Here is a 24,520-nt window from a genome sequence, read left to right as displayed (position 1 = left end):
AAAATACCCCAAACTGCCTAGCAAACCGTCACATGCCGTTAAGAAAAAATTCGGCAACAAATTTGGGCATTTGCTGTATTTACCAGTAAACTAGGTCCTATTTTCAATCCAACAGTAGGAATGTTCGTCGCTATGGCGCAATATATCTATTCAATGTCGCGGGTGAGCAAAGTTGTTCCACCCAAAAAAACTATCTTAAAAGATATCTCATTATCGTTTTTCCCAGGCGCTAAGATCGGTGTTTTAGGTCTTAATGGTGCCGGTAAATCGACCTTGCTTCGCATTATGGCGGGTGTTGATACTGAATATGAGGGAGAAGCGCGTCCCTTAGCAGGAATTAACATTGGCTACCTTCCGCAGGAGCCACAGCTCGATGAAGAAAAGACCGTTAAGGAAACGGTGGAAGAAGCCGTCGCTGACGTTAAAGAGGCCTTTACTCGCTTAGATGAAGTCTATGCGGCCTACGCCGATGAGAATGCTGATTTTGATGCGTTGGCAAAAGAACAAGCTCAACTCGAGGCGCTGATTCAGGCCAAAGATGGTCACAACATCGAAAATATCCTTGACCGCGCCGCTGATGCACTGCGTTTGCCACAGTGGGACGCTAAAATCGGTAACCTATCAGGCGGTGAACGTCGCCGTGTTGCTATTTGTCGTCTGTTACTTTCCAAGCCCGACATGTTGCTGCTCGATGAGCCCACCAACCACTTGGATGCAGAGTCAGTCGCATGGCTAGAGCGCTTCTTACATGATTACACAGGCACCGTCGTTGCTATTACCCACGACCGTTATTTCTTAGACAACGTAGCAGGCTGGATCCTTGAACTTGACCGTGGTTATGGTATTCCATGGGAAGGCAACTACTCTTCTTGGTTGGAGCAAAAAGAGAAGCGTCTTGCACAAGAAGAACGTCAAGAGAAAGCTCGTCAACGCACCATCAAACAAGAACTTGAGTGGGTACGTACTAATCCGAAAGGTCGTCAGGCGAAAAGCAAAGCGCGTATGGCTCGCTTTGAAGAATTACAAAGTAGCGACTATCAAAAACGTAATGAAACCAATGAGCTATTTATTCCACCAGGTCCGCGCTTGGGTGATAAGGTCATTGAGGTTAACGGGATTAGCAAAGCCTACGAAGGGCGCCAGCTTATTGATAACTTGAGCTTTAGTGTCCCTAAAGGTGCTATCGTCGGTATCATTGGTCCGAACGGCGCGGGTAAATCCACCTTATTCCGTATGATCAGTGGCCAAGAACAGCCCGACAGTGGCTCAATTGAACTCGGTGATACCGTTGAATTAGCGAGCGTTGATCAGTTCCGCGACAGCATGGATGATAGCAAAACCGTATTCCAAGAAATTACCGATGGTAACGATATCCTGCGCATTGGTAACTTTGAGGTTCAAGGGCGCGCTTACGTCGGTCGCTTTAACTTTAAAGGCACCGACCAACAAAAACGTATCGGTGAGCTGTCGGGCGGTGAACGCAACCGCGTGCACCTTGCGAAACTGCTTAAAGCGGGCGGCAACGTCTTATTATTAGATGAACCCACCAACGATCTCGATGTTGAGACGTTACGAGCACTGGAAGAAGCCATCCTCGAGTTCCCAGGTTCAGCTTTGGTTATCTCGCACGACCGTTGGTTCTTAGACCGGATCGCCACCCATATTCTTGATTATCGCGATGAAGCTGAAGTGGTCTTCTACGAAGGTAACTACAGCGATTACGAAGCTTATATGAAAGAGAAGTTTGGCGAACAGGCAATGGAGCCACACCGCATTAAATATAAACCGATCGGTTAATCTTTTACTGCTTGCAACGGCGTTGGTATCCAACCAACGCCGTTATCTTTACAAAACCACTCGGCTTGTACACCAAAACAGTGAGCTAAGTTTTTTTCAGTCAACACCTCAAACGGCTCCCCGCTCTGCACTAATTCCCCATTGTGCATTAACAGTAAACTGTCACAAAAACGTGCTGCTAGCGCTAGATCGTGAATCGCCGCCAAAACCAGACCGTGCGTGCGAGCGTGATTATGCAACTGCTGCATAATGGTTAATTGATGCGCCACATCGAGACCACTGACGGGTTCATCACAAATAAGCAATTGTGGCTCCGACAACGTTGCCCGAGCTAGTAATGCGCGCTGTCGTTCCCCTCCCGATACTTGTGAAACTCGACGTTCCTTTAAAGTCAGTAGCGCATACTTTTCTAAATGCTTCATTAATTGTGAATGCGTGACCTGCGCCGACAGATTGACCAGCTCATCAATACGAATATCCCATTCAGGCGCTTCTGTCTGAGGCAAATACCCCAAGTACTTTTGTCGCTGACGATGCGATAAGCGCAACCAGTCCTGATGTTTAAATCGAATATGGCCCTTTAGTTGAGGTTCAACTGCGGCTATTCCGCGCAATAATGAGCTTTTTCCCGCACCATTAGCGCCAATAACACCAATCAGCTGATTGCTTGTTAGCTTCAGATTGATATGTTGCAAGCGTGGCCGAGAAATCCCGGCAAGATAAAGATCGTCAAGCTCAAGCATGGCTGTTTCGCTCTCGAACCAGTAGCACAATAAGCAGTGGCGCGCCGACTAACGCCGCTAATATGCCCACGGGTAATTCACGCGCGGTGCTCATTAGCTGTGCTAGCGTATCAAAACTAATGAGTAAAAGAATTGCGGTCACTGGAGACAGCCACAGTACGTACTTCGGATGGTTAAATCCTAACAATCGTACTGCATGAGGTGCTAATAAACCAACAAATCCAATCACACCAACGGCTACGACCGATGCGGTCGTCAGTAGCGCCACAGCTAACAACATCCAATTGCGGTAGCGCGCCACATTGAACCCCATCGTCGCGACGGTCTCTTCAGACAATGTTAGCGCGTATAAAAAGCGACGTCCCAACCATACGATAGGAAACGCGAGCACAATGCCCGGTAGCGCCAGCATCACTGAGTGCCAACTTTTATTTGCCAAGCTTCCCATATGCCAAAAGGCCCATTCTTGGAATGCAAACGGATTCGGCGCGAGATAAAGCAACAATCCCATCGCTGCGCTACTCATGGTTGCAATCGCAACCCCTGCTAAAATCACTCGCGTAGGCGAGGCCCGTCGTCCAGCAAGCACCATCAGCAACGAGACACCGAGCAAACCGCCAACTAAAGCCAATGCCGGCAGCCCAAAGGAAAAGGCGGGTAACCAGCCAAAGTAAAGACACGCAATAGTCACTAAAGCAGCGCACCCGGATACACCCGTGATGCCCGGCTCAGCCAATGGGTTTCTAAGTAATAGCTGCATCACTGCGCCAGCAAGCCCAAGAGCACTAGCAATCAACCAGGTTAACAACGTTCGTGGAACACGGATATCCCAGATGATATCTTTCTCTAGTGCATTCGGCATCCACCAATTAATTGAGCTTCCCCCCACGGTGAGCTGTAGAGCGCTAAGTAAAATAACAATGGCAAACAGGATAATAAAACACTGTCTCTGACTCAGTTTCATAATTTTCCTTGAATAGCCTTCAAATAATCATCAGCAAACACCACTGGGCACGAGGAAAGTCGTGGAGGAATTTGTTGAGTCGGTGTTTTTTCTAAGTGTTCTCGCAGTAAGGGGTGGTAGAGCCACTCATTTGCAAGAGCGTAATGAGCCCGGCTAAACCCCTCTAGCAAATAACGATCCGGCGTAAGCTTTATCACTTCTTCTAGGGTTAAGGAGACCAGGTTTTCTCCAAAAGGCGCGGCTAAGTTTTTCCAGTGCATCGCACTAATTAATTCATCAGCCCAACTCGCCGTTCCCCAACTAAACTGATTGGGCATCAATATAATAACCTTCTGTGCAACCTGTTGTGCTTGCTTCATCGCTTGTTCTAACTGCTGTTGATGAGCACGTGCATGAGGGGCTAACTGAGCATATTGGCTCAGTTGTGTCACCCACTCATCATATCGCGCAAGACTGGAAGGCTGGGGCAAAACCTCGACTTCAGTATACTGACGTAATAACCGAATCAATTTAGGATTATTGTACTCTGTTGCAAACACGCGATCGGGCTGTAACCTTAAAATATTCTCTAAACGCCCAAAGTGGGCACGGTGCTTCTCATTGATTAATGTCTCATCGAGCCCCGTAATCCCAACCACCTGCTCGGGTGCCCAGTCGATTAGCAAATAATCGAGGCACTGATTTAAACTGACCCAGCGAGAAGAAGCCTCCGCCGCAACCGAGAACACGAGAAACAGGCATGCGACCAGCCCTTTAAATCGCATCGAGCGCTTCCTGCAGGTTCTTAACGGGTGTCACTTGCATCCCTTCAATCGCCTGCTTAGGGGCATTACCATGTGGGACGATTGCACGTTTAAAACCGTGCTTTGCCGCTTCATTCAAACGCTCTTGTCCGTTCGGCACCGGTCGTATTTCACCGGCGAGCCCAACCTCTCCCAGAATAATTAACTCGCGTGCTAAAGGTTCGCCTTTAAAACTCGATACGATGGCAAGCATCAGCGCCAAGTCAGCCGATGTCTCAGACACTTTTACCCCACCAACCACATTAACAAACACATCTTGATCAGAGACATGCAGTCCGCCGTGCCGGTGTAATACAGCTAATAGCAAAGCAAGTCGAGTCGCTTCTAAACCCACGGCTACGCGGCGCGGGTTAGCTAATGCGGAGTAATCTACCAAAGCTTGAATTTCGACGAGTAATGGTCGAGTCCCTTCCCAAATAACCGTTACTACCGAACCATTGCCTTGCTCTTCACCGCGCTGCAGGAAAATGGCTGATGGGTTAGAAACTTCTTTTAACCCACTGCCTGTCATGGCAAAGACGCCCAACTCATTCACCGCGCCAAAACGATTTTTAGTACCGCGTAACGTACGGTAACGGCTATCTGACGAGCCATCTAAAATGACCGAGCAATCAATACAATGTTCCAGAACCTTAGGTCCTGCCAACGAACCATCTTTGGTAACATGCCCTACCATAATAATGGCAACACCTTTCTGTTTAGCATACCGCGTTAAAAACGCCGCTGACTCGCGTACCTGTGACACGCTGCCCGGCGCAGACGCAATGTCATCTAAATGCATGACCTGTATTGAGTCAATCACCATCAACTGAGGCTTTTCTTGGTCGGCAAGCTGACAAATCGTTTCGACCGACGTTTCGGCAAGCATTCTTAACTTATCCATAGGCAAGCCGAGTCGTTTTGCTCGCATAGCGACCTGCTGCAACGACTCCTCACCGGTGACATATAGGGCTTTCATTCCCCCCGCCAGGCGGCATAGGGTTTGCAATAGCAAGGTACTCTTTCCCGCTCCCGGAGAACCACCAATCAATATGGCCGACCCCGGTACGACACCACCTCCCAAGACGCGGTCAAACTCCTTAAAAGTAGAACTAAAGCGCGGAACCTCTTCCAAAGAAACTTCATTTAACGTCGTAACCTTAGCTTGAGTGACTCCCGCGAATCCACTGCGTGTTGCAGAGACAGCTCCTTTATTATTGCCCAAACGCACCTCGGATACGGTATTCCATGCTTTACATTCACTGCACTGACCTACCCACCGGGGGAAGTCAGCACCGCATTCGGTACACACGTACGCTGTTTTTGTCTTTGCCATGTCACTGCTCTCGTTCTATGATGCTCTCAGTTAAGCTCATCATTATAAATATAAAAGAGAAGAATGCCGAACCTACAATTATCACCGCTAATCGACCAACTCAAACTTGTTGCTTTGGATGACGACTTTGAGAAGCACTTTAATTTGCTGACGTCAACGTTGGACGGACCTAGTAAATTCAAAGTAAGAGCGGAAGTACGTCGTTTAACGCGAGCATGCCCACGCACGGTCGATTTACGCAAACGGGTGGATGGCGATTGTAGGCGCATAGAACACCGCGGACGGGTGCATTACTTAGATGAGGTTGCTCGAGACATTTTTGAGCGTGGTCTTAGAGACTACAATGGTGTTTTTACGCAAGACACCTATGAACGAATCATGCAGGCCGAGAATAACTATCGTGTTATGTATGAGCAACAAAAAGCTGCGCAAGCTGAGAGTGCTGAAGACGATACGTTTGACGATGAAAGCGCATTTGAATTATTCAAGTTAGGCTTTTATCCCTACCGCGATGAAGAGCGCATGAATTATACGGTGGAGGTTTATATTGAGCTGGAAGGCGCTTCCTCTTGCCGCGCCATTACCAACAACATCTCTCAAGGTGGCTTAAGAATTCGAGTCGATCGCAGCCAGATGCAATTGCAAGTGGGACAACAGGCAAACATCTATTTCACTGGATTTGCGAAAGAGTTCACCATTGATCCGCAATTACCGATTCGTTACGAAATAGCACGAATAAATGAAGAAAACCAACGTACGTACATCTCCCTTAAGCGCGCCGACGGCGACTTAAATAAGGACTTTGACGCATTCATCACTCGATTCATTAGTGGCTATAAACGCCGTTATCGGGTTAACACCGACAATACTGAAATTGCGCTTCTCAATAAAGCTCATGAACAGTTCTACTTGCCTCGCATGCGACGTCTAACACTGTATTTGCAACGCCACTCAAAAGAGCTTTCATGTAAGTATGTACTGACAACCTACAATAATGAAAGTACCCTAGCTCATTGGTATAACGAAACCAATGAACTCGCAATTGGACCGATATTCAACAAACGCCGTAGCCAATACATGATTAAAAAGCTCGAGCGTAACGAGTCCTGTGAACTGACGCTACTCACGTTCAATATTGTCGCTAAAGGCAAGGTCTACTTTTATTCTGCGCTGGTCGAAGAACTCAAGAAAATAGAATTGTGGGACACATTTGCTAGTTTTGCCGTACAAAAATCATCTTTTCAGGCGTTTCGGCTTAGTCTTTCCCCAGTCAATCACAAGCAGGCGTGGCGACCTCAGGCTGTGCCACAACATATCAATTTGCCCTCAAGAGAGCAGCCATTCACCGAATCCGTGCAACATGCGCTATCAGAAATAGACTATGTCGCAACTCTTGATGATGTCACTGATCTCATCAAGCCCTTTTGCGGACTCAGCTACAATAAAGATGAACTCGCCAAATTACGTGCATTTGTTCATCCTCCATCTCCACCACACCGTTCTCAAGCTATCAAACTAGAGTTCGTTAACCTCCGTAGTGAACAGCGCTACCACTTGCGCAGTCGCTGTCGTGTTCGCAGCGGTTCATTTAGTCGAGACGGGTTGGTGCTAGATATTTCCGAGCACGGTTTACGCATCCAAGTCGACGAGCCTATCCCGGGTTCAAATCGCTCAGAAATGCAGGTGAGTTTTACGCAGCTCTTGCAACACCATAAAAACGAACCACTCACAGACGTTCAGTATCAAATAGTCAATGTTGATAAATCACGAACCGCATTTAATCTAAAGCTGTCCGAGCAACCTGCATCTCGAGCAGCCGCCCAGTTTCTTACTCGATTCATACAGCAAAGAGAACAACGGCTTCCGAAAATATATGAAAATAACTCGTTAAAAGGTTTTGAACTAGGCTTGCGAAATCTTTACTGCGATGCTGCCAGCGCTGTACCTTTATTTTTTTATCAAACGAAAACTAACGAGGACTTTCTTGGACGCATTGGTGTACCACCTGTGATTTCAGACTGGAGTCGCTTGCTGCAGATGCCTAATTCGCTATTACCCAAGGCGACATTGCCCACATTGCTAAACACCAGTGGATTATTAGATAAATGGAAATCATGGTTGATGAGCGCAGATAAAAGCGAACGTCCCATGAACCAGTTGCTACTTTTTCAACTCGGTTGGGATGACCAAAATAAACGCACCGTATCTGTATTAGCCTTCGATGTTGAAACTGTGACACTAGATGATATTGAGCATCACGTGATTCAAGCGTTACTCAACGATACCATCATCGCCGTAAACATCGAATTAAGCCGCACGGGACGTCCCGATCGACAATTCATTGAAGCAGAAATGCAGTATTTATCGGCGTACGCACAATATAAAGTTGATCGCGTCGAGCGCCAGCTAGATAGTGTACTCGGCGTTGCCGATAGCTTTAGCGTTACGCCATTATTGACTCAAAGTTTGGAACTGTCCGAGTCGCTACAAGCCGTCGCTGCTAAGCGGTTAGAACAGTGGTTGTCAGCGACAAATTAAAATCTTTTTTCCAGTTCCGGAATAATGAGTGCTAAATCTGGCTGATTAATGGTGACATCAGCTACCTCTTGAAGTAACGGTTTGGCGCAAAATGCGATACCGAGGTCGGCAGCACGTAACATCCATTGATCGTTTGCGCCGTCACCAACGGCAACCACCGGCACATCTTCTGGCAATTGCTGACGCAACATTTGCAATGTTTCAGCCTTTTTTTGGCCATCGACGATAGCGCCTAATACGCGGCCCGTTAGCCTGTTATCGCTCATTTCAAGTTCATTAGCAATGTGTAAATCCAACCCTAATTCACCGGCAACTTTTGCAGAGAACCAAGTGAAACCGCCTGAGACTACAACACAGTACCAGTTTTTTAGTTTACAGAAATCAATCAGCTGTTGTGCTCCTTGAGTTAAAGGGATCGGGTTAAATAGCGAGTCAAACAACGAAACATCCACTCCCTCCAATAGGGAAACACGCTGCTTCAAGCTTGCCGCGAAATCAATCTCACCCCGCATAGCTTGTTCAGTAATTGCCGCAACAGCATCACGCTGCCCTAGCAAATGAGCTATTTCATCGATACACTCAATTGAAATCAGGGTCGAGTCCATATCAAAGACAATCAACCCAGAATGGTTTAGCATAAGGTTTCCTTATCCGCACGCATAGGTAACTCAGAGTGAAGCAAAACGCACTGCCCAAATACACCTTAAACGAGCTAATTAACCGTGTTTCAACGGCTAAATTACAACGTTTAACTCGGGTCGCATTCAAGCGCCTACTGCGCTTTATGGCAGCTGCTGCGCTTCTCACACTCATGTACAGTATCTGGAATATTGCCACGAACCAGGCACAACAACAACTTGAACAAAATACACGAGAGCACTTAAATTGGGTGCTGAGTCAGACCGCGGCTGGCAGTCAAGTTTTTCTAACTAATGGCAACCAAGAAGGTTTGCAGCAACTTATCATTCGTCTCAACGAACAGCCCGGAGTGCTGGCAGTAACGCTACGTGATGCTGCCGGCATCAATCAGTTCAGCGTGGGTCAAACTAGCTCTATTATTGACTACCCGAGCACGCTACCTGAACCCTGGGTACTTATTCATCCCATCGGCGATGAGTTTGATGATCAAGGCTATTTACAGGTGACTTTTGACAAGAATCAGATCTTACATGCTAACGAAAAAACGCTATTAGGACTCACCTCACAAGGCAAGACATTACTTTTGCTGGCTCTTATTACGGGCGGATTAATCGTGCTTGGATTTAATCGAATACGCGATAGACGCTGGGTTAAAAAACAGAAACAAAAACACTTCAGTTAAACAGTGCGGTGCTATTTTTCCAGAGCACTGGCGATATCGCCTCAGTGGAGGTTTCTAATAGCTTAGCCAAACTCTCTAGCACCTGCGCGACCCTTTTAGGTTCGTTGCGCCGACCTTGATATCCGCACAAAGGCATATCGGGCGCATCCGTTTCGAGCACTAAATGCTCCACGCCAATACGTTGAATAGCATCTCGAGTCTTCTTGGCTCTCTCATAGGTAATCGTACCGCCGATGCCGAGTTTAAACCCTTGATCCACCCACGCCGCAGCTTGTTCATAACTGCCAGAAAAAGCATGTACCACGCCGTGCTCAACCCGTTTCTCTCGAACGGATTTAAGCAGCTCATCTAAAGTTTTTCGATGATGCAATATAACCGGAAGTTGGTAGTTTTTTGCTAATACGAGTTGCTGATCTAACAACGCTTTTTGTAATTTTGGCTGTTCACAGGTGGCATCTAACCCAATTTCACCAATCGCCTGGCATCGCGCACGAGCGGAGTCTGATAAAGACTCAAAACAACTCGCCAGTGCGTTGATATGAGTCGATTGATGCTGATGGATAAAGTAAGGATGTAACCCAAGAGAGAAACGAAATGCAGGTGAGAAGTCATCACATAGTTTGATTAAGTTCGACCATTGTTGCTCGGTTATACCGAGCAACATAAAACGCTCAACTCCCACCCTTTGAGCCCCAGCGACAACCTGAGAACGATCCTTATCAAAAGCAGAAAAGTCCAAGTGGCAATGGGTGTCGTACAAACGCATGTTCGTTAATGCTCTCGCGTGTGACTAAAGGTGATATCCGGATAACGCTCTTCCGCTAAGCTCAAGTTGACCATGGTCGGCGCGATGTACGTTAAATTATCACCGCCATCAAGCGCCAAGTTAGCCTCGGCTTTGCGGCGAAATTCGTCTACTTTTCGCTCATCACCTGACACCCAGCGTGCTGTAGCAACATTAATGTTTTCGTACATCGCATCCACTTTATACTCAGTTTTAAGTCGATGTACAACAACATCAAATTGCAGAACACCCACCGCACCGACGATAAGATCATTGCTGATTAAGGGGCGAAATACCTGTACCGCACCTTCTTCCGATAGTTGTACCAAACCTTTTAACAACTGCTTCTGTTTGAGCGGATCTTTTAATCGAATACGACGGAACAACTCTGGAGCAAAGTTTGGAATACCACTAAATTTAAAATCAGAACCACTCGTGAACGTATCACCAATCTGAATCGTGCCATGGTTATGCAGACCAATGATATCGCCGGGATAAGCCTCCTCGACATGAGCACGGTCACCGGCTAAAAATGTAAGCGCATCACTGATACGCACATCTTTACCTGTACGTACCTGCTTCATCTTCATGCCTTTTTCATACTTACCCGAGACAATTCGCAAGAAAGCGACACGATCTCGATGGCGAGGATCCATATTCGCCTGAATTTTAAATACAAATCCAGAGAAATTTGCGTTATCAGCCGTCACGGCTTCGCCTTCATCTGTTTCGCGAGCCTGCGGTTTGGGAGCCCACTCCACCAATCCATCTAACATATGGTCAACACCAAAATTACCAAGCGCTGTACCAAAGAATACAGGGGTGAGCTCTCCTGCTAAAAACATTTCTTTATCAAACGGGTTCGACGCACCATTCACTAACTCAATTTGCTCGCGTAACTCGTCTGCCCATACACCTAAACGCTTGTCGAGCTCTGGATTATCAATACCTTTAATAATATCAACATCTTGAATGGTGTGGCCCTGTCCCGTTTTATATAGGATCGTTTCATCTCGCAATAAATGATAAACGCCTTTAAAGTTCTTACCTGAGCCAATGGGCCATGTAATCGGCGCGCACATAATCTTAAGAACGTCCTCGACCTCATCTAATAATTCCAAGGGATCGCGAATATCACGGTCAAGTTTGTTCATAAAAGTAATAATCGGCGTATCACGTAATCGAGTAACTTCCATTAACTTGATAGTACGATCCTCGACACCTTTAGCCCCGTCTATCACCATCAAGCAGGAATCAACGGCGGTGAGCGTCCGATAAGTATCCTCTGAAAAGTCCTCGTGACCTGGTGTATCCAACAAATTTACCAGTGAGTCGTTGTATGGAAACTGCATAACGGACGTGGTCACGGAAATGCCGCGCTCCTGTTCCATTTCCATCCAGTCAGATTTCGCGTGCTGACCCGATTTCTTACCTTTCACAGTGCCTGCTTTTTGGATCTGTTGACCATGCAAGAGCACTTTTTCTGTGATGGTGGTTTTACCAGCATCCGGGTGAGAAATAATGGCAAAGGTACGACGTTTATCTACCTCTTGCTTAATTTGTTTCGCGACACTCACATCTGACATTTAACTTTCTCGCATATCGGCCGATTTAAAGGGAGTATTTTCGCTGATTTAAGCGTTAGAAACAATGCCGAGAGGCGACTCAGAGTTTACAGTTTTTTCACTAAGCCAAGACAAATGTCTTAGTGAGGCGCTTAATCGTCTGTTATAGAATTTTAAAAGTCATTCCAAATAAAGTGAAACGCCCATGAGATTCAATATTCGCGCTAAAGTATTTATTTTGGCACTCGTACCACCCGCATTGATTGCCATCTTCCTAACTTGGTTTAACTTTCAGCAATCGAATAACATCGGCGACGCTGCGGTTGATCAATTTACCGAACAAATGCAAAAAGACGCGCGTAATTCATTGTCAAACTATCTCGCCTTAGCTCGCTCCTCCATAAAACACTTAGTTAATGATCCATCCCTAGGCACATTGGCAGAACGACAAGCGCGGGCCAAGCAAATTATCGAGCAACTGCGCTTTGATGACTCGGGTGATACCGGGTATCTATTCGTCTATGACTCGGACGGAATCAATGTAGTACACGGCGTTAACCCATCACTGAATGGACGCGATTTGTATGACTTTCAGGATCCAAATGGCGTTTACCTTATTCGTGACTTAATTAAAGCAGCGAAAAACGGAGGAGGCTATGTCGCTTACGATTGGCAGAATAACAGTAAGCGTGTAGCGCCTAAGCTCGGCTACGCGGAGTACATTGAAGCTTGGGATTGGGTTATCGGAACAGGATTCTGGGTTGAAGGTCTACAGCAACGCGCAGCAGCACTCGAGGGTAATGTTCAGAAATCTATCGCTGAGGCGCTTTGGCAAACCTTGTTAGCTAGCATTATTGCACTATTAATTACCGCGTTTATCGCCCTGGCCGTAGTCCGTAGTATCACCCGACCACTCGCCAAAGCATTGGCAGCGATGGATGAAATAGCCACAGGTGATGGTGACTTAACACGTCGCTTAGCAACGGATAGCCATGATGAGCTCGCTGATCTAGGCGCTGCATTTAATCGTTTCGGTGATCAAGTCTCTGATTTAATAGTGCGCGTCCGCGAATCTGCGTCCATGGTGAATGACTCGACACAACAATTATCAAGTGTGCTTCAACAAGCTCAGGACGGTGTTGGCGAACAACAGTTAGAAAGTGAACAGGTGCGACCGCTATCAATGAGCTCGCCGCCGCCTCTCAGCAAGTTGCGGCAAGCGCATCTGAAGCATCTGGAGCGGCTGAAAACGCAGAAAAACTCGTTTACGACGCCTCAAGCTTGTTAAAGCAAGCCGTCAACGTTATTCACGGATTGGCGGATAAAGTCGAACGCGGCAGTCATTCGGTAGACAATCTTGCAAATCAGTCGGCTCAAATTGGCGGTGTGCTCGATGTGATCCGCTCCATAGCCGATCAAACCAATTTATTGGCACTCAACGCCGCTATCGAATCGGCTCGCGCAGGCGAAGCTGGAAGGGGTTTTGCTGTGGTCGCGGATGAAGTAAGAACACTGGCTAAACGTACCCAAGACAGTACTCACGAAATTGAGCAGATGATTGATCAACTGCAATTAAGCAGTGACGAAGTGTCTGATGTCATGGGGGCGATACGAGAAGGCAGCAGTCAAAGCGTTGAGCGCGCGGGCGAAGTAGAACAATCGCTTAAACAAGTGTTAGACGCGGTGAACACCATCAACTCACAGAACGCTCAAATCGCTACGGCCGCTGAAGAACAAACTTCAGTATCACAAACTATCGACCAAAATATGTCCACGATCGTTGAAATTGCAGAGCGAACCGCAAAAGGTACGCGCGAAGCAGGCGATACCATGGGTGAGCTAACCGATACCGCACAGCGCCTCGAACAATTGGTCAAGCGTTACAAAGTCGATTAAGTAAACATGTTGACGCCACTCTCCGTGGCGTCAACTGCCAACCAATGGGCTAGCGTTTGCCCTAAATCAGCAAAGCTTTGACGCTGACCCAAACAACGGCCCTTCAAACGAGGACTGTAACAGAGCAAAGGCACAAACTCGCGGGTATGATCACTGCCAGGCGATGTCGGATCGCAACCGTGATCCGCTGTCAGTACCAGTAAGTCATCAGGTAGCATCGCCTGTATAAGCTCAGCTAACTTTTTATCAAAATCTTCGAGCTCACGCGCATAGCCTTCAACATCCCGTCGATGACCGTAAAGCGTGTCAAAAGCGACCAGGTTAGTAAAAATTAAGCATTTGTCTTGTTGTTTAGTTTGCATCAATTCCAATGTCTTATCGACTAAACTCGCTGTATCATTGGCTTTATAACTTGCGCTGATACCTCGACCAGCAAAAATATCGCTGATCTTACCCACCCCATGCACTTCACCTCCGTGGGAAATCACGTGATCCAATAAGGTTTTCCCGTGCGGCGGCGTCGCGTAGTCTCTACGATTACTTGTGCGAACGAAACCTTGGTTGGAATCTTCGACAAAGGGGCGCGCTATGACACGACCGATGTTGTATTCATCAACTAAATCGCGAGCAATTTCACACACCTGATATAAACGGTCTAAGCCAAAAAATTCCTCATCAGCTGCGATTTGAAAAACCGAATCAGCTGACGTGTAAACAATCGGCTTTCCAGTGGCCTGATGCGCCTTGCCGAATTGTTCAATGATTTGCGTACCCGAAGCATGGCAATTGCCTAAAACCCCATTCAGTCCAGCGCGTTGACACAATTCAGTTAATAACGTTTCGGGAAAGCTGTGTTCTCGCTTTAAAAAGTAACCCCAGTCATAATTGACAGGTAATCCCATTAGCTCCCAATGACCTGACGGCGTATCTTTCCCAGATGAGCGCTCTGCAGCCCATCCGTAGCAACCCATGATGTCGCTCTTGAGTTCGACAAGCTGTTTACCTGTTGCACCATAGTGAGCGTGCCAAAGTCCAAGTTTGGCCATATTAGGGACACGCAACGGTCGGTCATTTTTGAAGCAGTGTTCCGCTATATGACCAAGCGTATCCGCGCCCTCATCGCCAAATAGGTGGGCATCAGGAGCCGCACCTAAGCCAAAGGAATCGAGTACCACAACAATTGCTCGTTTCATACAAATTATTCCTGCAAACTCGCATAAATTACCTCGGTCAACTGAGGCTTTTGACTATCAATTTTGATGGTATCTATTACTTGGTTAGCTGCTCGCTGCCAGTCACTTTCATTGGCTGCGTGAACCACAGCTAAAGGCTGTCCCTTTTCAACAGCTGCACCGAGTTCTGCAATTTCTGAAATGCCAACACTATAGTCCAATTTATCAATGGAAGTTAAGCGTCCCCCACCCAGGCTCACTACGGCATTACCTAAGTCCCGTGCATGAATTTGCGTAATATAACCGTTTTGCTGAGCGAGCACCGGTTTTATCACCTCTGCTTGCGGTAAGTAATCCTCCATACGTTCAATCAGATCATGAGGTCCGCCTAACGTATGTACCATTTTCTCGAATACTTCCAGCGCTTTACCTGACTCTAGCACCCTATTGACACTCTCCTTCGCGCTGTCCGAGTTATCTGCAAGGCCCCCAGCTAACAACGCCTCTACCGCAAGCGCCACCGTCACTTGGTGCAAACGGTTGGGGCGATTATTACCTGAGAGGTAATCTATCGCACTTTTGACTTCAATCGCGTTACCGGCGCATGGCGCTAACGGCTGATTCATATCAGTGATTACCGCTCGCGTCGGCACACCCAACTGCGAGCCAACGCGGACTAACGTATCAGCTAACTCTCGTGCCTTTTGCTCATTATCCATAAAAGCACCGCTACCCGCTTTTACGTCAAGCACTAAACCATCCAAACCCTCGGCAAGCTTTTTTGATAAAATCGATGCAGTGATAAGGGGAAGCGACTCTACCGTAGACGTAACATCCCGAGTCGCATAAAACCTCTTATCGGCGGGAGCAAGTGACCCTGTTTGACCAATTATGGCGACTCCAACATCGTGGACAGCACGGCGGAAAAGGTCATTGGTCGGATGAGTTTGATAACCAGGTATCGAATCAAACTTATCGAGCGTTCCCCCGGTATGCCCTAACCCGCGCCCCGAAATCATAGGAACATAGCCACCACAAGCGGCGATGATGGGTCCTAACATGAGACTCACGTTGTCACCAACGCCCCCCGTAGAATGCTTATCCAGCACTGGACCATCTAGGTTTAGCGAGTGCCAGTTGAGCACATCCCCAGAATCCCGCATGTAGCGCGTGAGAAGGCGGGTTTCACGCTCAGACATACCATTTAAGAAAATCGCCATTGCCATCGCTGCGATCTGTGACTCGCTCACAGTCTCGTCGGTAATACCTTTAATGAACGCGGCAAGTGAGGCTTCATCGAGCTCACCTCCATCACGCTTAACGCGAATAATTTCTCGTGTAAGCGACATCGTTATCTCCTAGCTGTGTTCGATCAAATCTGTAAGTAGACTACTGGCTCCCAGGCGAAAGAATTTAGGGCATAGATATTCAGAGCCTAAAATACTTTCAGCTAGCGCAAAATATTCAACAGCGTCAGCCAGTGTGCGGATCCGCCCCGCGGCTTTAAATCCACATGCAAGATTATCCGTTGCTATGACGTGAAGCATTTCCTTAGCCGCCATTAGCGTCGCGTTGATAGGCACTTTCCCTGTCGATGTTTTGATAAAATCGGCACCATTAGCAATGCTCAACTGGCTTGCAAGGCGTATTTGCGCTGCGGTTTGTAGTTCACCGCTTTCAATAATAACCTTGAGTAACGCAGTATCACCGCACGCGTCTTTCACGCTACCAACAAGCTGTTCGCACACTTTTTTATCACCCGCCAACAACGCGTGATACGGCAGTACAACATCAATCTCATCAGCGCCTGCAGCAAGCGCTCGTTGGGTTTCTTCAACCGCTCGTACAACGTCAGTACTCCCTTGAGGGAAATTGGTTACAGTAGCAACCGGTACGGTCGGTCCGACTTGAGCATTCAACGCTCGTTTTGCAGTCGTGACGTGCTCAGGAAAAACACAAATAGCTGCCACTTGATGCTCGTGATACCGCGCTTTTGCACATAGTGCTTCAATCATTTCAGGCGTATCTTGATTGCCCAATGACGTTAAATCCATGCACCGAAATGCCAACGCTGCCTGCTGATTCATAATAACCTCTTAGCTTATTTCTCTACGCATTACCAAGGCATCCTCTCGCCCCGAATCTGATGCGTAATAATTAGGTCGACGACCTACAATCGAAAAACCCGCCTGCTGATAAACATGTATCGCCGACGCATTCGATTCTCTAACTTCTAAAAACATCAATGCGTTATGTTTATCGGCATAATTTAGAATATCGTTCAGTAAAAACTTACCAAAACCTCTTCCTTGGTACCTCGGATCGATAGCGATATTATGCAATGTCAGTTCATCTGCGACTAACTGTGTATTTGCAAATCCCACAATGCGCTTGTCCACCGAGATCGACCACCAAAGTGTGCCTGCACTCAAGGGCTGAAAAAATACAATTTCCGACCATGGGTAAGCGTGTGCTCGTTTTTCAATGTCAAACAGCACCGAGGAGGGTTCAGTGAGCGTTACCTCTATTTTTGACATTGTTGAATCGTGCGCCAGAGTGCCTTTTTTGCCGCGGGCGTCCTAATTTTTGAATTGACCTCATCCACGGAAATGACTAAATCAGCTTGTAGCGGAGGCTTTACTGCGGTGGGTCGCGTATCAAATAAAATTATTAGGTCTCGCAGCCATCTTGGCAATTGTACTGGAAGTGGTTGTGCGGAATTCAAGTATAATGAGCCAACGCGATACCAATGTATTCGCTCGTCGCTTGGTACCCGAGCTGACTGTGGCTTCAGCGTCCAGCGAGGGATCCCCATTTTATCGAGCACTTGAGACTGTTGTTTTGATAATTTCATCAGCTTTAGTTCCGCATAATTTACTACGCAGTTTAAAGCAGAGCGCTTAGATATGCTAGGTAAGAAAGGAAGCAGTGGCAGGGGCGGAGGGATTCGAACCCCCAACCGTCGGTTTTGGAGACCGCTGTTCTACCAATTGGAACTACGCCCCTACTGCAAGCGAGAATTATACTGACCTTATTGAAGGTAGCAAGCATAAACTGCCATCATAGACACCGATCGCTGTTTATTTAATCAGATGACAAATCAAAGACCTTTTCTACCGTGTCCTCGACCAGTCTCGATACGTCGCGCTCAGACAGTTTAAAAGTCATCATTACGTTTTCTCTGAAGACTTTCCAGTCTCTATCGCCGGCAATACTGCGGGTTTGCTTATCAATCGCATAACGCGCCAATCGATGAATCGCCATCAACTCGTCAATCGTCGATTTATTGCCGTCAAATTCAGTTAAAGCATCCGGCTCATAATAAAAATAGAACATCTTCACTAAGGTAGCGGGTAGTTGCCAATACTGAGCCAGCACGGCACTGGCAACAGCATGAGAAACATTCAATGATGCTTCTTCCTTTACTGCGATCTCGCGCCAACCTAATCGGTCAGATTGTTTAACAAACGCGTCGTAGCCATCAAAATTTAAATATAACAGGGGTACTCCCGCGCCTTGGAATAAGCCAAACTGATAAGCATAATGTGCGAGTGATTCCCGCTTTAATAACCGAGCAACCACCATACATGCTTGCGCAGTCCATTCGTTGTAGCGCCAATAGTCTGCCAAAAAACCATGACTAATTAAGGATGCTTTAAGTGAAGCGGCCCTAATCAGTGGCATTAACTGGTTGATGCCGAGTATCATGACGGCATGCTTAATCGATTCCACTTTATGAACGGGTCGATAAGCAGATGAGTTAACGACGCTTAAAACTTGGGCAGAAAGACTAATATCTTTTGTTATCAGCTCTGCCATCTTCTCAATACTAGGTTCGTCTTGCTCAACTTCTCGCTTCAACGCGGCAAGGGTTTCAGAACGCGGCGGAAGCGTCATGCGCATAATTTGCTGTCTTTGCTCAGAACTTAAAGCAACCGGCATTTAATAAATCTCCTCAACAAGAGTTTACTTTGCAGAGATCAACGTGCGATTATTTTTCGTAGTTAACCGCATGAAAAAAAACATTATGTCCACCCGCATCAAGAAACAATTTAAATATCTCTTAGCACTGTGCGCCCTGCTTATTTGTACTCATCTTCAAGCGAAGGTGGATGTGGCGTTCGACGGTGTCGAAGGCAGGCTGCTAGACAATATCAAAAGTTACGTGCAAATTGCCAACTTAAATCAAGATAAAGACTATCGTGCTTTTCAAATTCGCTTTCTGTTTAAGCGGGCAGAAGACGAAATTCGCACCGCTCTTGAGCCATTCGGTTATTATAACGTAGAAATAAAGAGTCAGCTCGACTCAACTGAATCGGGCTGGCAAGCGCGCTACTCGATAGCCTTAAATGATCCTGTTCGTATCGCTAGGGTTAACTGGAAACTTAAAGGGGATGCTGAAGACGATAAAGTATTTCGTTCGGTGTTGTCACAATCACCGTTAAAACACGGGGCTGTATTTGAACATGCACCTTACGAACAAATAAAGACCCAATTACTCAGTCTCGCGGCACAACGAGGTTATCGCGATGCCGAATGGGAAAAAGCCAATGTACGAGTTGATATCGAGACTAATACGGCTGTCATTGATGCCATTTTTAGCAGCGGCGAACGCTATCACTTTGGCGATATTGAGTTCAATTCGGAGTACATCAGTGAGGACTTACTTCAGCGCTACCCTCGGTTTGAAAAAAGCGAAGCATTCAATACAAGTAGCTTGAGTGATTTACAAGTTAATCTATCTGAAAGCGGCTATTTTGAAACAGTGCAAGTAAATGCATTATGGGATCAAGCTGCCAAAAGCCAGGTTCCAATTCAAGTCGATACGACACCCAACCAACGCAGTCATTATCGCTTTGGTTTAGGGTATGGTACGGATACCGGCGCGCGTATTAGTGCAGGCTTTGATCGTCGCTGGATTAATCCCAGAGGACACCTATTTAAAAGCCAACTACAGCTGTCACAATTTGAAAGTCGGCTTACTGCGTTATATCAGATTCCAGGACCGCGCCCGCAAACGGACTCCTATCAATTCCGCTCTCAGCTCGCTGATAAGACAACAGATAGCCAAGAAAGCCAGCTTATTAAAATTGGCGCAGCAGAAATTCGAGCGTTCAACCACTGGCAATACGATATCGGCGCGTTCTGGTTGAACGAAGATTTTGAGATTGGTGAGCAACGAGGGAATGCTCAGCTCCTTGTTCCTACTGTTGAGTGGCGATTTCTCTCGGCTGATGAACGAATTAATATTAACCGAGGTTGGCGAGCTAATTTCAGTATTCAGACAGCTTCACGTGACTTACTTTCGGAAGCAGATTTGATTCGTGGACGATTTGAACTTAAATCCGTGGTTCCTTTACTCGATAGTTGGCGTTTGTTAGCCCGCGCCGAAGTTGGCGCGATGTACACCGATAGCTTTGAAGCGATTCCCCCTTCCTTACGCTTCTTTGCGGGTGGCGATCAAAGTGTACGAGGTTATGCTTATGAACAACTCGGACCGGAAGACGGTTCTGGCGATGTTATCGGTGGGCGCTACTTAGCCGTAGCCAGTGCTGAGATTGACTATCGCTTTGCAGAAAACTGGCGGATCGCAGCATTTACCGATATTGGTAATGCGATGTTAGAGCCCAATCAACCACTTAAGCAAAGTGTGGGTATTGGTTTTCGTTGGATTTCGCCTATCGGCTCAGTTCGTATCGATTTTGCTCAGGCAATTGATGAACCTAATAAGCCGTGGCGCATCCACTTAACCATTGGACCGGATCTATAACTATGTACAAACGACTTGCAAAAGGCTTCTTGTTAGGATTAGCAAGCCTAATTCTGCTTCTGACAGTGTTGATTTACTCCGTATTAGGCACACAAACAGGAAGTCATTACTTGGTTAATAAGTTAAGTGAGTACTTACCAGACCAACTATCTTTCAGCCGTTATAAAGGCACATTACTCAATCAATTCGAATTTCACGGTTTAAAGTTAGATAGTCCAGCCTTTAGTTTACACAGTGAACAGGTAATGGTTGACTGGTCGCCAAGCGACTTGTTAAGAGGCACAGCGCGCATTAATTCGGTGACTTTCAAAAACGCTGAAGCCTGGATCCGCACGAGCACATCGTCTACCGAAAGCACCAACGAAGGACCTAAATGGCCGAGAGTCAGCTTACCTATCGACGCAGTATTATCAAATATAACTATCAACGATGTGATACTACATCTACCGAATCAACCTGCACAAGAGCTGTCTGTCACCGGCGGTTTAGCAATGCAACAGAATGGTGAACTGCAGGTTGAAGGCTTGAAGCTAACCCACCGTTACGCTGAAGTACGTGTTGATGCTGGCATTCAATTGAATAGCAGTGAGTCGATTAAAATCGATTCGACGATGAATATGCATGTGCCGGACTTACCTCAGACAAGTATGACACTCAAAACTCAGGGCGATATCCAAACACTTAACGGAAGCATAGTGACAAACGGCTCAATAGAGAGTGTGACTAAATTTACGGTGACCGAGCTTCTGGATCAGTTAAATTTTAAAACGCGTACAGAGGTGGCCGAGACAGATTTGGTGCCATGGGTAAAGAGTTTTGCAATAGCTGGCATTCAGAGCGCGAGTATTGAAGGCGATATTAATACGCAAGGAAGCCTCAATGAAATCGACATAACACCGAGCCTTAACTTATCTGTTAACGACCAAACCGGTGAATTCGACGGTTACGTTCTATATCAAAAGCAACATATTCGGTTCACGCCACTCAACGTCTCGCTAAACGGTCAAGTAGCTGCTGATCTCGCTATCGAGGGTGCTATCGCACTCGACTCCGTGCCTCAATTTGACCTTGAAGTCACCAGTAAGCAACTTAACACGGAGCGACTTCGAGGTACTTCGATTAGTGACCTCAGGCTACTCGTTGAGGGGACTTTACGTGAGCTTTCTGTCTTACCTGAGTTCAAGATCAAAACAAATGCTCAACCAGAAATAGAGGTCGCTGCTGATATCGACGTCACGGATGAGCAACTGAACGTTACACAGTTGACGGTTGTACAAAACAATAACCAAATAACGGGTACGCTACATGCAAACCTCGCAAACCAACAGTTTGAGACAAACTTGCAAGGCGAGTGGCAAAATGACCCCATACAATTAAACGCGAATGTCCGCTATGACTCACCCTACATTTTTATTAATCGCTTTGCGTTAAATTGGCGCAGCAACACAGTAACCGCTAGTGGTGACTTACGCCCTGGCTCAGCTTTAAAATTTGATGTCGATATAACTGACTTAGCTGCACTACCCGTTCCAAACCTCGATTTGTCAGGAAGCCTAAATGCGAAAGGTAACCTCTCTGGCTCTATCAACGATCCTCAGGTTACCGCGCATGTTCAGTCGCCACACATTAACATCGGCGAAAGACGACTTAACGACATCAATTTAAATTTCGACGGTGATTTGTCTGAACAGACGACAAAGCTCAAACTCAGCTATCAAGATATTGCACTAGCCTTTGCGACAGATACAACAATCACTGAGAAAGAGCTGACAGCAAACATAACAGCGTTCAATATTGAGCAGCCGGATATTGGTCGTTTTGCCTTACGAGAAGTGAGCAAGCTTGAATATCAATTTAACCCCCAACAAGTAAAACTCACTGAACTATGTGTAAGTCAAAAAGACGAGCACGTCTGTGTGAGTGCGACGACGAACGACCGTCGACTAACCAGTTCATTATCTGTTTCAGACCTTCCTATAAGCTTAGTTGAGCCATTTTTGCCTCTAAATAATCTTGCATTAAGCGGTTCTCTTTCAGGCGAACTCACGAACGAAGTCGACTTAGTCGATGCTCTCTCGGTAAATCAAATGGATGGTCGATTTAATGTTACCGATATGCGGATCGAACAAAATGAACAACATATTGACTTCGAGAAAGCTGAATTACGGATAGCAAAAGGCGCGGATGAAAAACGCATATCAACACGACTCAATTTACTGAGTGAAGATGCAGGCGCCGAAATTACAGCTGACCTAACACTTCCATCGCTGTTAAAGGCTCCCTCACTAGAGGGAACGATTAAAGCCCAACTGGACGACTTGAGTATCGTACAAACTTTTACCAACCAAGTTGCTCAAGTAAATGGCTCTTTAGATGCCGCAGTCACCATTGAAACTCGGGATGAACAAATACTGCTAACTCCAACGGCACGGGTTAATATCGCCAATGCCTTAGTCACTCGAACAGGTACATCAATTTCCGACACGACCGTCAACGTTTCCGGCAACAAAGGTTCTCCGCAGCTAACGTTGTCTGGTGAAGGAAAAGTAGGTGATGGAGACTTTACCTTGAGCGGTGAATTTAACTTAAATGATTTGACCGGCACCTTAGACCTCAAAGGCACCGACCTTGTTGTGATGGATTCACCAAGAATTCGTATCACTGCCACCCCTAATCTCAAGCTTAATCTGACAAAAGATATTATTGCACTGAACGGTGAAGTAAAGATACCAGAAGCAAACATTACACCTCCTAACCTATCGTCCACGATCACTCCTTCTCCGGACGTGACAGTTATACAACGCGAACGGGTTAAAGAGCAGTCTCGAACAATTAAAACTGACCTAAAGATAACGCTCGGTGACAATGTGCGGGTAGATGCCTATGGCTTTAATGGCCGATTAGAAGGCGCTCTGAATCTCGCGCAAACCGGGCAGTCTGTGCCTATCGGTAATGGCACAATATCGGTGGCCAAGGGCGATTATGAAATTTACGGTCAAGAGCTCTCCATTGACCGTGGCCAATTCATTTTTAACGGCGGTCCGCTATCAAATCCCGCGTTAAATTTACGAGTAACACGCTCACTATCGGAAGTTACAGACGGACCCAATACAGTGGGTGCAAGAGTGATGGGTACCCTTAACCGACCCGAGTTAGACTTGTTCTCTGATCCCGCTATGCCAGACGCGAGTGTGCTTTCGTACTTGCTTTTTGGTCGCGGTCCATCCTCTAATAGCGAAAGTCAAAACCTAGAGCTACAAGCTGCTTTATTAGTCGGTGGTAAAACGACTGGCGCGCTTACTCAGTCATTAAAAGACACATTCAGTCTGGATGAAGTAGCCATCGATTCAGAAACATCAGACGTCAACGACACGTCGCTTTATATTGGGAAATACCTTTCGCCGAACCTATATATCAAATATGGCATAGGGTTAATTGAATCAACTTCAAGCTTTTATCTTCGTTATCGCTTTACCGATAACCTATGGTTCGAATCCACATCATCAACAGAAAGCCAAGGCGCAGATATCATCTACAGCATCGAACGGTAGCGTGCGCCTTGGGCGCACGGGGCGATATGGATTGTCGCGCACAATGCGCGACGTACGTGGCGCGGTGGTAGCGTGCGCCTTGGACGCACGGGGCGATATGTATTGTCGCGCAAGATGCGCGACGTACAGGGCGCGGTCGTAGCGTGCGCCTTGGGCGCACGGGGCGGTGTGGGTTGTCGCGCACAATGCGCGACGTACGCGGTGCGGTCGTAGCGTGCGCCTTGGGCGCACGGGGCGATATGGATTGTCGCGCACAATGCGCGACGTACGTGGCGCGGTGGTAGCGTGCGCCTTGGACGCA

General features: G+C 46.9%; 20 protein-coding genes and 1 tRNA gene. 7 read left to right on the top strand and 14 right to left on the bottom strand.

Features of this window, described 5'->3' with window-relative positions; genetic code table 11:
- Positions 1–132: 132 nt before the first annotated feature.
- Positions 133–1,797 (top strand): energy-dependent translational throttle protein EttA, encoded by a 1,665-nt coding sequence (gene ettA / locus AWU56_RS05335; RefSeq protein WP_006956478.1) that lies wholly within the window; start codon positions 133–135, stop codon positions 1,795–1,797.
- Here ettA and AWU56_RS05330 read toward each other — a convergent pair.
- The 4 genes from AWU56_RS05330 to radA are packed head-to-tail and all read right to left on the bottom strand — an operon-like array spanning position 1,794 to position 5,622.
- Positions 1,794–2,540: an ABC transporter ATP-binding protein gene (locus AWU56_RS05330; RefSeq protein ID WP_286681957.1), complete on the bottom strand. Its 747-nt coding sequence runs from the start codon at positions 2,538–2,540 to the stop codon at positions 1,794–1,796. The genes ettA and AWU56_RS05330 overlap by 4 nt on opposite strands.
- On the bottom strand, positions 2,533–3,504 hold the full coding sequence (locus AWU56_RS05325; RefSeq protein ID WP_272978377.1) for a FecCD family ABC transporter permease: 972 nt from the start codon (positions 3,502–3,504) through the stop codon (positions 2,533–2,535). The genes AWU56_RS05330 and AWU56_RS05325 overlap by 8 nt, the downstream gene beginning before the upstream one ends.
- Positions 3,501–4,268 (bottom strand): ABC transporter substrate-binding protein, encoded by a 768-nt coding sequence (locus tag AWU56_RS05320; protein WP_286681956.1) that lies wholly within the window; start codon positions 4,266–4,268, stop codon positions 3,501–3,503. Before AWU56_RS05320 ends, AWU56_RS05325 begins: the two co-directional genes overlap by 4 nt.
- Positions 4,258–5,622, bottom strand: a complete 1,365-nt coding sequence (gene radA, locus AWU56_RS05315; protein WP_286681955.1) for a DNA repair protein RadA — start codon at positions 5,620–5,622, stop codon at positions 4,258–4,260. Before radA ends, AWU56_RS05320 begins: the two co-directional genes overlap by 11 nt.
- A 63-nt stretch (positions 5,623–5,685) precedes the next feature.
- Here radA and AWU56_RS05310 point away from each other — a divergent pair, with 63 nt between their 5' ends.
- On the top strand, positions 5,686–8,160 hold the full coding sequence (locus AWU56_RS05310; protein WP_286681954.1) for a PilZ domain-containing protein: 2,475 nt from the start codon (positions 5,686–5,688) through the stop codon (positions 8,158–8,160).
- Here AWU56_RS05310 and serB read toward each other — a convergent pair.
- Positions 8,157–8,798 (bottom strand): phosphoserine phosphatase SerB, encoded by a 642-nt coding sequence (gene serB / locus AWU56_RS05305; protein WP_286681953.1) that lies wholly within the window; start codon positions 8,796–8,798, stop codon positions 8,157–8,159. The genes AWU56_RS05310 and serB overlap by 4 nt on opposite strands.
- Positions 8,799–8,833: 35 nt before the next feature.
- Here serB and AWU56_RS05300 point away from each other — a divergent pair, with 35 nt between their 5' ends.
- Positions 8,834–9,481: a hypothetical protein gene (locus AWU56_RS05300; RefSeq protein WP_272977784.1), complete on the top strand. Its 648-nt coding sequence runs from the start codon at positions 8,834–8,836 to the stop codon at positions 9,479–9,481.
- Here AWU56_RS05300 and AWU56_RS05295 read toward each other — a convergent pair.
- Complete coding sequence (locus AWU56_RS05295; RefSeq protein ID WP_272977785.1) at positions 9,474–10,247, bottom strand: TatD family hydrolase; 774 nt, start codon at positions 10,245–10,247, stop codon at positions 9,474–9,476. The genes AWU56_RS05300 and AWU56_RS05295 overlap by 8 nt on opposite strands.
- A gap of 5 nt (positions 10,248–10,252) precedes the next feature.
- Positions 10,253–11,851 carry a peptide chain release factor 3 gene (gene prfC / locus AWU56_RS05290; protein WP_006956469.1) on the bottom strand — a complete coding sequence of 533 codons (1,599 nt, stop codon included), beginning with the start codon at positions 11,849–11,851 and terminating at the stop codon, positions 10,253–10,255.
- A gap of 184 nt (positions 11,852–12,035) precedes the next feature.
- Here prfC and AWU56_RS05285 point away from each other — a divergent pair, with 184 nt between their 5' ends.
- Together AWU56_RS05285 and AWU56_RS05280 are read left to right on the top strand one after the other, a co-directional pair.
- On the top strand, positions 12,036–13,118 hold the full coding sequence (locus AWU56_RS05285) for a cache domain-containing protein (RefSeq protein ID WP_286681952.1): 1,083 nt from the start codon (positions 12,036–12,038) through the stop codon (positions 13,116–13,118).
- The gene (locus tag AWU56_RS05280) at positions 13,112–13,726 is read left to right on the top strand and encodes a methyl-accepting chemotaxis protein (RefSeq protein WP_286681951.1); all 615 of its coding nucleotides are present in this window, start codon (positions 13,112–13,114) and stop codon (positions 13,724–13,726) included. The genes AWU56_RS05285 and AWU56_RS05280 overlap by 7 nt, the downstream gene beginning before the upstream one ends.
- Here AWU56_RS05280 and AWU56_RS05275 read toward each other — a convergent pair.
- From AWU56_RS05275 to AWU56_RS05245, 7 genes are all read right to left on the bottom strand, one after another.
- Positions 13,723–14,919, bottom strand: a complete 1,197-nt coding sequence (locus AWU56_RS05275) for a phosphopentomutase (RefSeq protein ID WP_286681950.1) — start codon at positions 14,917–14,919, stop codon at positions 13,723–13,725. The two genes, AWU56_RS05280 and AWU56_RS05275, sit on opposite strands and share 4 nt — an antisense overlap.
- Positions 14,920–14,924: 5 nt before the next feature.
- Positions 14,925–16,247: a thymidine phosphorylase gene (gene deoA / locus AWU56_RS05270; RefSeq protein ID WP_286681949.1), complete on the bottom strand. Its 1,323-nt coding sequence runs from the start codon at positions 16,245–16,247 to the stop codon at positions 14,925–14,927.
- A gap of 9 nt (positions 16,248–16,256) precedes the next feature.
- The gene (gene deoC / locus AWU56_RS05265) at positions 16,257–16,985 is read right to left on the bottom strand and encodes a deoxyribose-phosphate aldolase (RefSeq protein ID WP_286681948.1); all 729 of its coding nucleotides are present in this window, start codon (positions 16,983–16,985) and stop codon (positions 16,257–16,259) included.
- A 9-nt stretch (positions 16,986–16,994) separates the two neighbouring features.
- Complete coding sequence (gene rimI / locus AWU56_RS05260; protein ID WP_006956464.1) at positions 16,995–17,435, bottom strand: ribosomal protein S18-alanine N-acetyltransferase; 441 nt, start codon at positions 17,433–17,435, stop codon at positions 16,995–16,997.
- Positions 17,423–17,752 (bottom strand): hypothetical protein, encoded by a 330-nt coding sequence (locus AWU56_RS05255; RefSeq protein ID WP_006956463.1) that lies wholly within the window; start codon positions 17,750–17,752, stop codon positions 17,423–17,425. The genes rimI and AWU56_RS05255 overlap by 13 nt, the downstream gene beginning before the upstream one ends.
- A gap of 75 nt (positions 17,753–17,827) precedes the next feature.
- Positions 17,828–17,904, bottom strand: a tRNA-Trp gene (locus tag AWU56_RS05250).
- Positions 17,905–17,982: 78 nt separating this feature from the next.
- Entirely contained in the window at positions 17,983–18,840 is an 858-nt protein-coding gene (locus AWU56_RS05245) for an HDOD domain-containing protein (RefSeq protein WP_286681947.1), read from the bottom strand.
- A gap of 70 nt (positions 18,841–18,910) precedes the next feature.
- Here AWU56_RS05245 and AWU56_RS05240 point away from each other — a divergent pair, with 70 nt between their 5' ends.
- Together AWU56_RS05240 and AWU56_RS05235 are read left to right on the top strand one after the other, a co-directional pair.
- The gene (locus tag AWU56_RS05240) at positions 18,911–20,668 is read left to right on the top strand and encodes an autotransporter assembly complex protein TamA (protein WP_286681946.1); all 1,758 of its coding nucleotides are present in this window, start codon (positions 18,911–18,913) and stop codon (positions 20,666–20,668) included.
- A 2-nt stretch (positions 20,669–20,670) separates the two neighbouring features.
- Positions 20,671–24,219, top strand: a complete 3,549-nt coding sequence (locus AWU56_RS05235; RefSeq protein WP_286681945.1) for a translocation/assembly module TamB domain-containing protein — start codon at positions 20,671–20,673, stop codon at positions 24,217–24,219.
- Positions 24,220–24,520: the final 301 nt, after the last annotated feature.

The organism is Idiomarina sp. T82-3 (assembly GCF_001577655.1).
Classification (GTDB): Bacteria; Pseudomonadota; Gammaproteobacteria; order Enterobacterales; family Alteromonadaceae; genus Idiomarina; species Idiomarina baltica.
Note: the sequence above shows the minus strand (reverse complement) of the source record. Positions and strands in the feature narration are given on the sequence as shown.

Excerpts from the sequence above, each read along its gene's own strand:
- ettA (WP_006956478.1), top strand. The coding sequence starts at position 133 with ATGGCGCAATATATCTATTCAATGTCGCGGGTGAGCAAAGTTGTTCCA.
- AWU56_RS05330 (WP_286681957.1), bottom strand. The coding sequence starts at position 2,540 with ATGCTTGAGCTTGACGATCTTTATCTTGCCGGGATTTCTCGGCCACGC.
- AWU56_RS05325 (WP_272978377.1), bottom strand. The coding sequence starts at position 3,504 with ATGAAACTGAGTCAGAGACAGTGTTTTATTATCCTGTTTGCCATTGTT.
- AWU56_RS05320 (WP_286681956.1), bottom strand. The coding sequence starts at position 4,268 with ATGCGATTTAAAGGGCTGGTCGCATGCCTGTTTCTCGTGTTCTCGGTT.
- radA (WP_286681955.1), bottom strand. The coding sequence starts at position 5,622 with ATGGCAAAGACAAAAACAGCGTACGTGTGTACCGAATGCGGTGCTGAC.
- AWU56_RS05310 (WP_286681954.1), top strand. The coding sequence starts at position 5,686 with ATGCCGAACCTACAATTATCACCGCTAATCGACCAACTCAAACTTGTT.
- serB (WP_286681953.1), bottom strand. The coding sequence starts at position 8,798 with ATGCTAAACCATTCTGGGTTGATTGTCTTTGATATGGACTCGACCCTG.
- AWU56_RS05295 (WP_272977785.1), bottom strand. The coding sequence starts at position 10,247 with ATGCGTTTGTACGACACCCATTGCCACTTGGACTTTTCTGCTTTTGAT.
- prfC (WP_006956469.1), bottom strand. The coding sequence starts at position 11,851 with ATGTCAGATGTGAGTGTCGCGAAACAAATTAAGCAAGAGGTAGATAAA.
- AWU56_RS05285 (WP_286681952.1), top strand. The coding sequence starts at position 12,036 with ATGAGATTCAATATTCGCGCTAAAGTATTTATTTTGGCACTCGTACCA.
- AWU56_RS05275 (WP_286681950.1), bottom strand. The coding sequence starts at position 14,919 with ATGAAACGAGCAATTGTTGTGGTACTCGATTCCTTTGGCTTAGGTGCG.
- deoA (WP_286681949.1), bottom strand. The coding sequence starts at position 16,247 with ATGTCGCTTACACGAGAAATTATTCGCGTTAAGCGTGATGGAGGTGAG.
- deoC (WP_286681948.1), bottom strand. The coding sequence starts at position 16,985 with ATGAATCAGCAGGCAGCGTTGGCATTTCGGTGCATGGATTTAACGTCA.
- rimI (WP_006956464.1), bottom strand. The coding sequence starts at position 17,435 with ATGTCAAAAATAGAGGTAACGCTCACTGAACCCTCCTCGGTGCTGTTT.
- AWU56_RS05255 (WP_006956463.1), bottom strand. The coding sequence starts at position 17,752 with ATGAAATTATCAAAACAACAGTCTCAAGTGCTCGATAAAATGGGGATC.
- AWU56_RS05245 (WP_286681947.1), bottom strand. The coding sequence starts at position 18,840 with ATGCCGGTTGCTTTAAGTTCTGAGCAAAGACAGCAAATTATGCGCATG.
- AWU56_RS05240 (WP_286681946.1), top strand. The coding sequence starts at position 18,911 with ATGAAAAAAAACATTATGTCCACCCGCATCAAGAAACAATTTAAATAT.
- AWU56_RS05235 (WP_286681945.1), top strand. The coding sequence starts at position 20,671 with ATGTACAAACGACTTGCAAAAGGCTTCTTGTTAGGATTAGCAAGCCTA.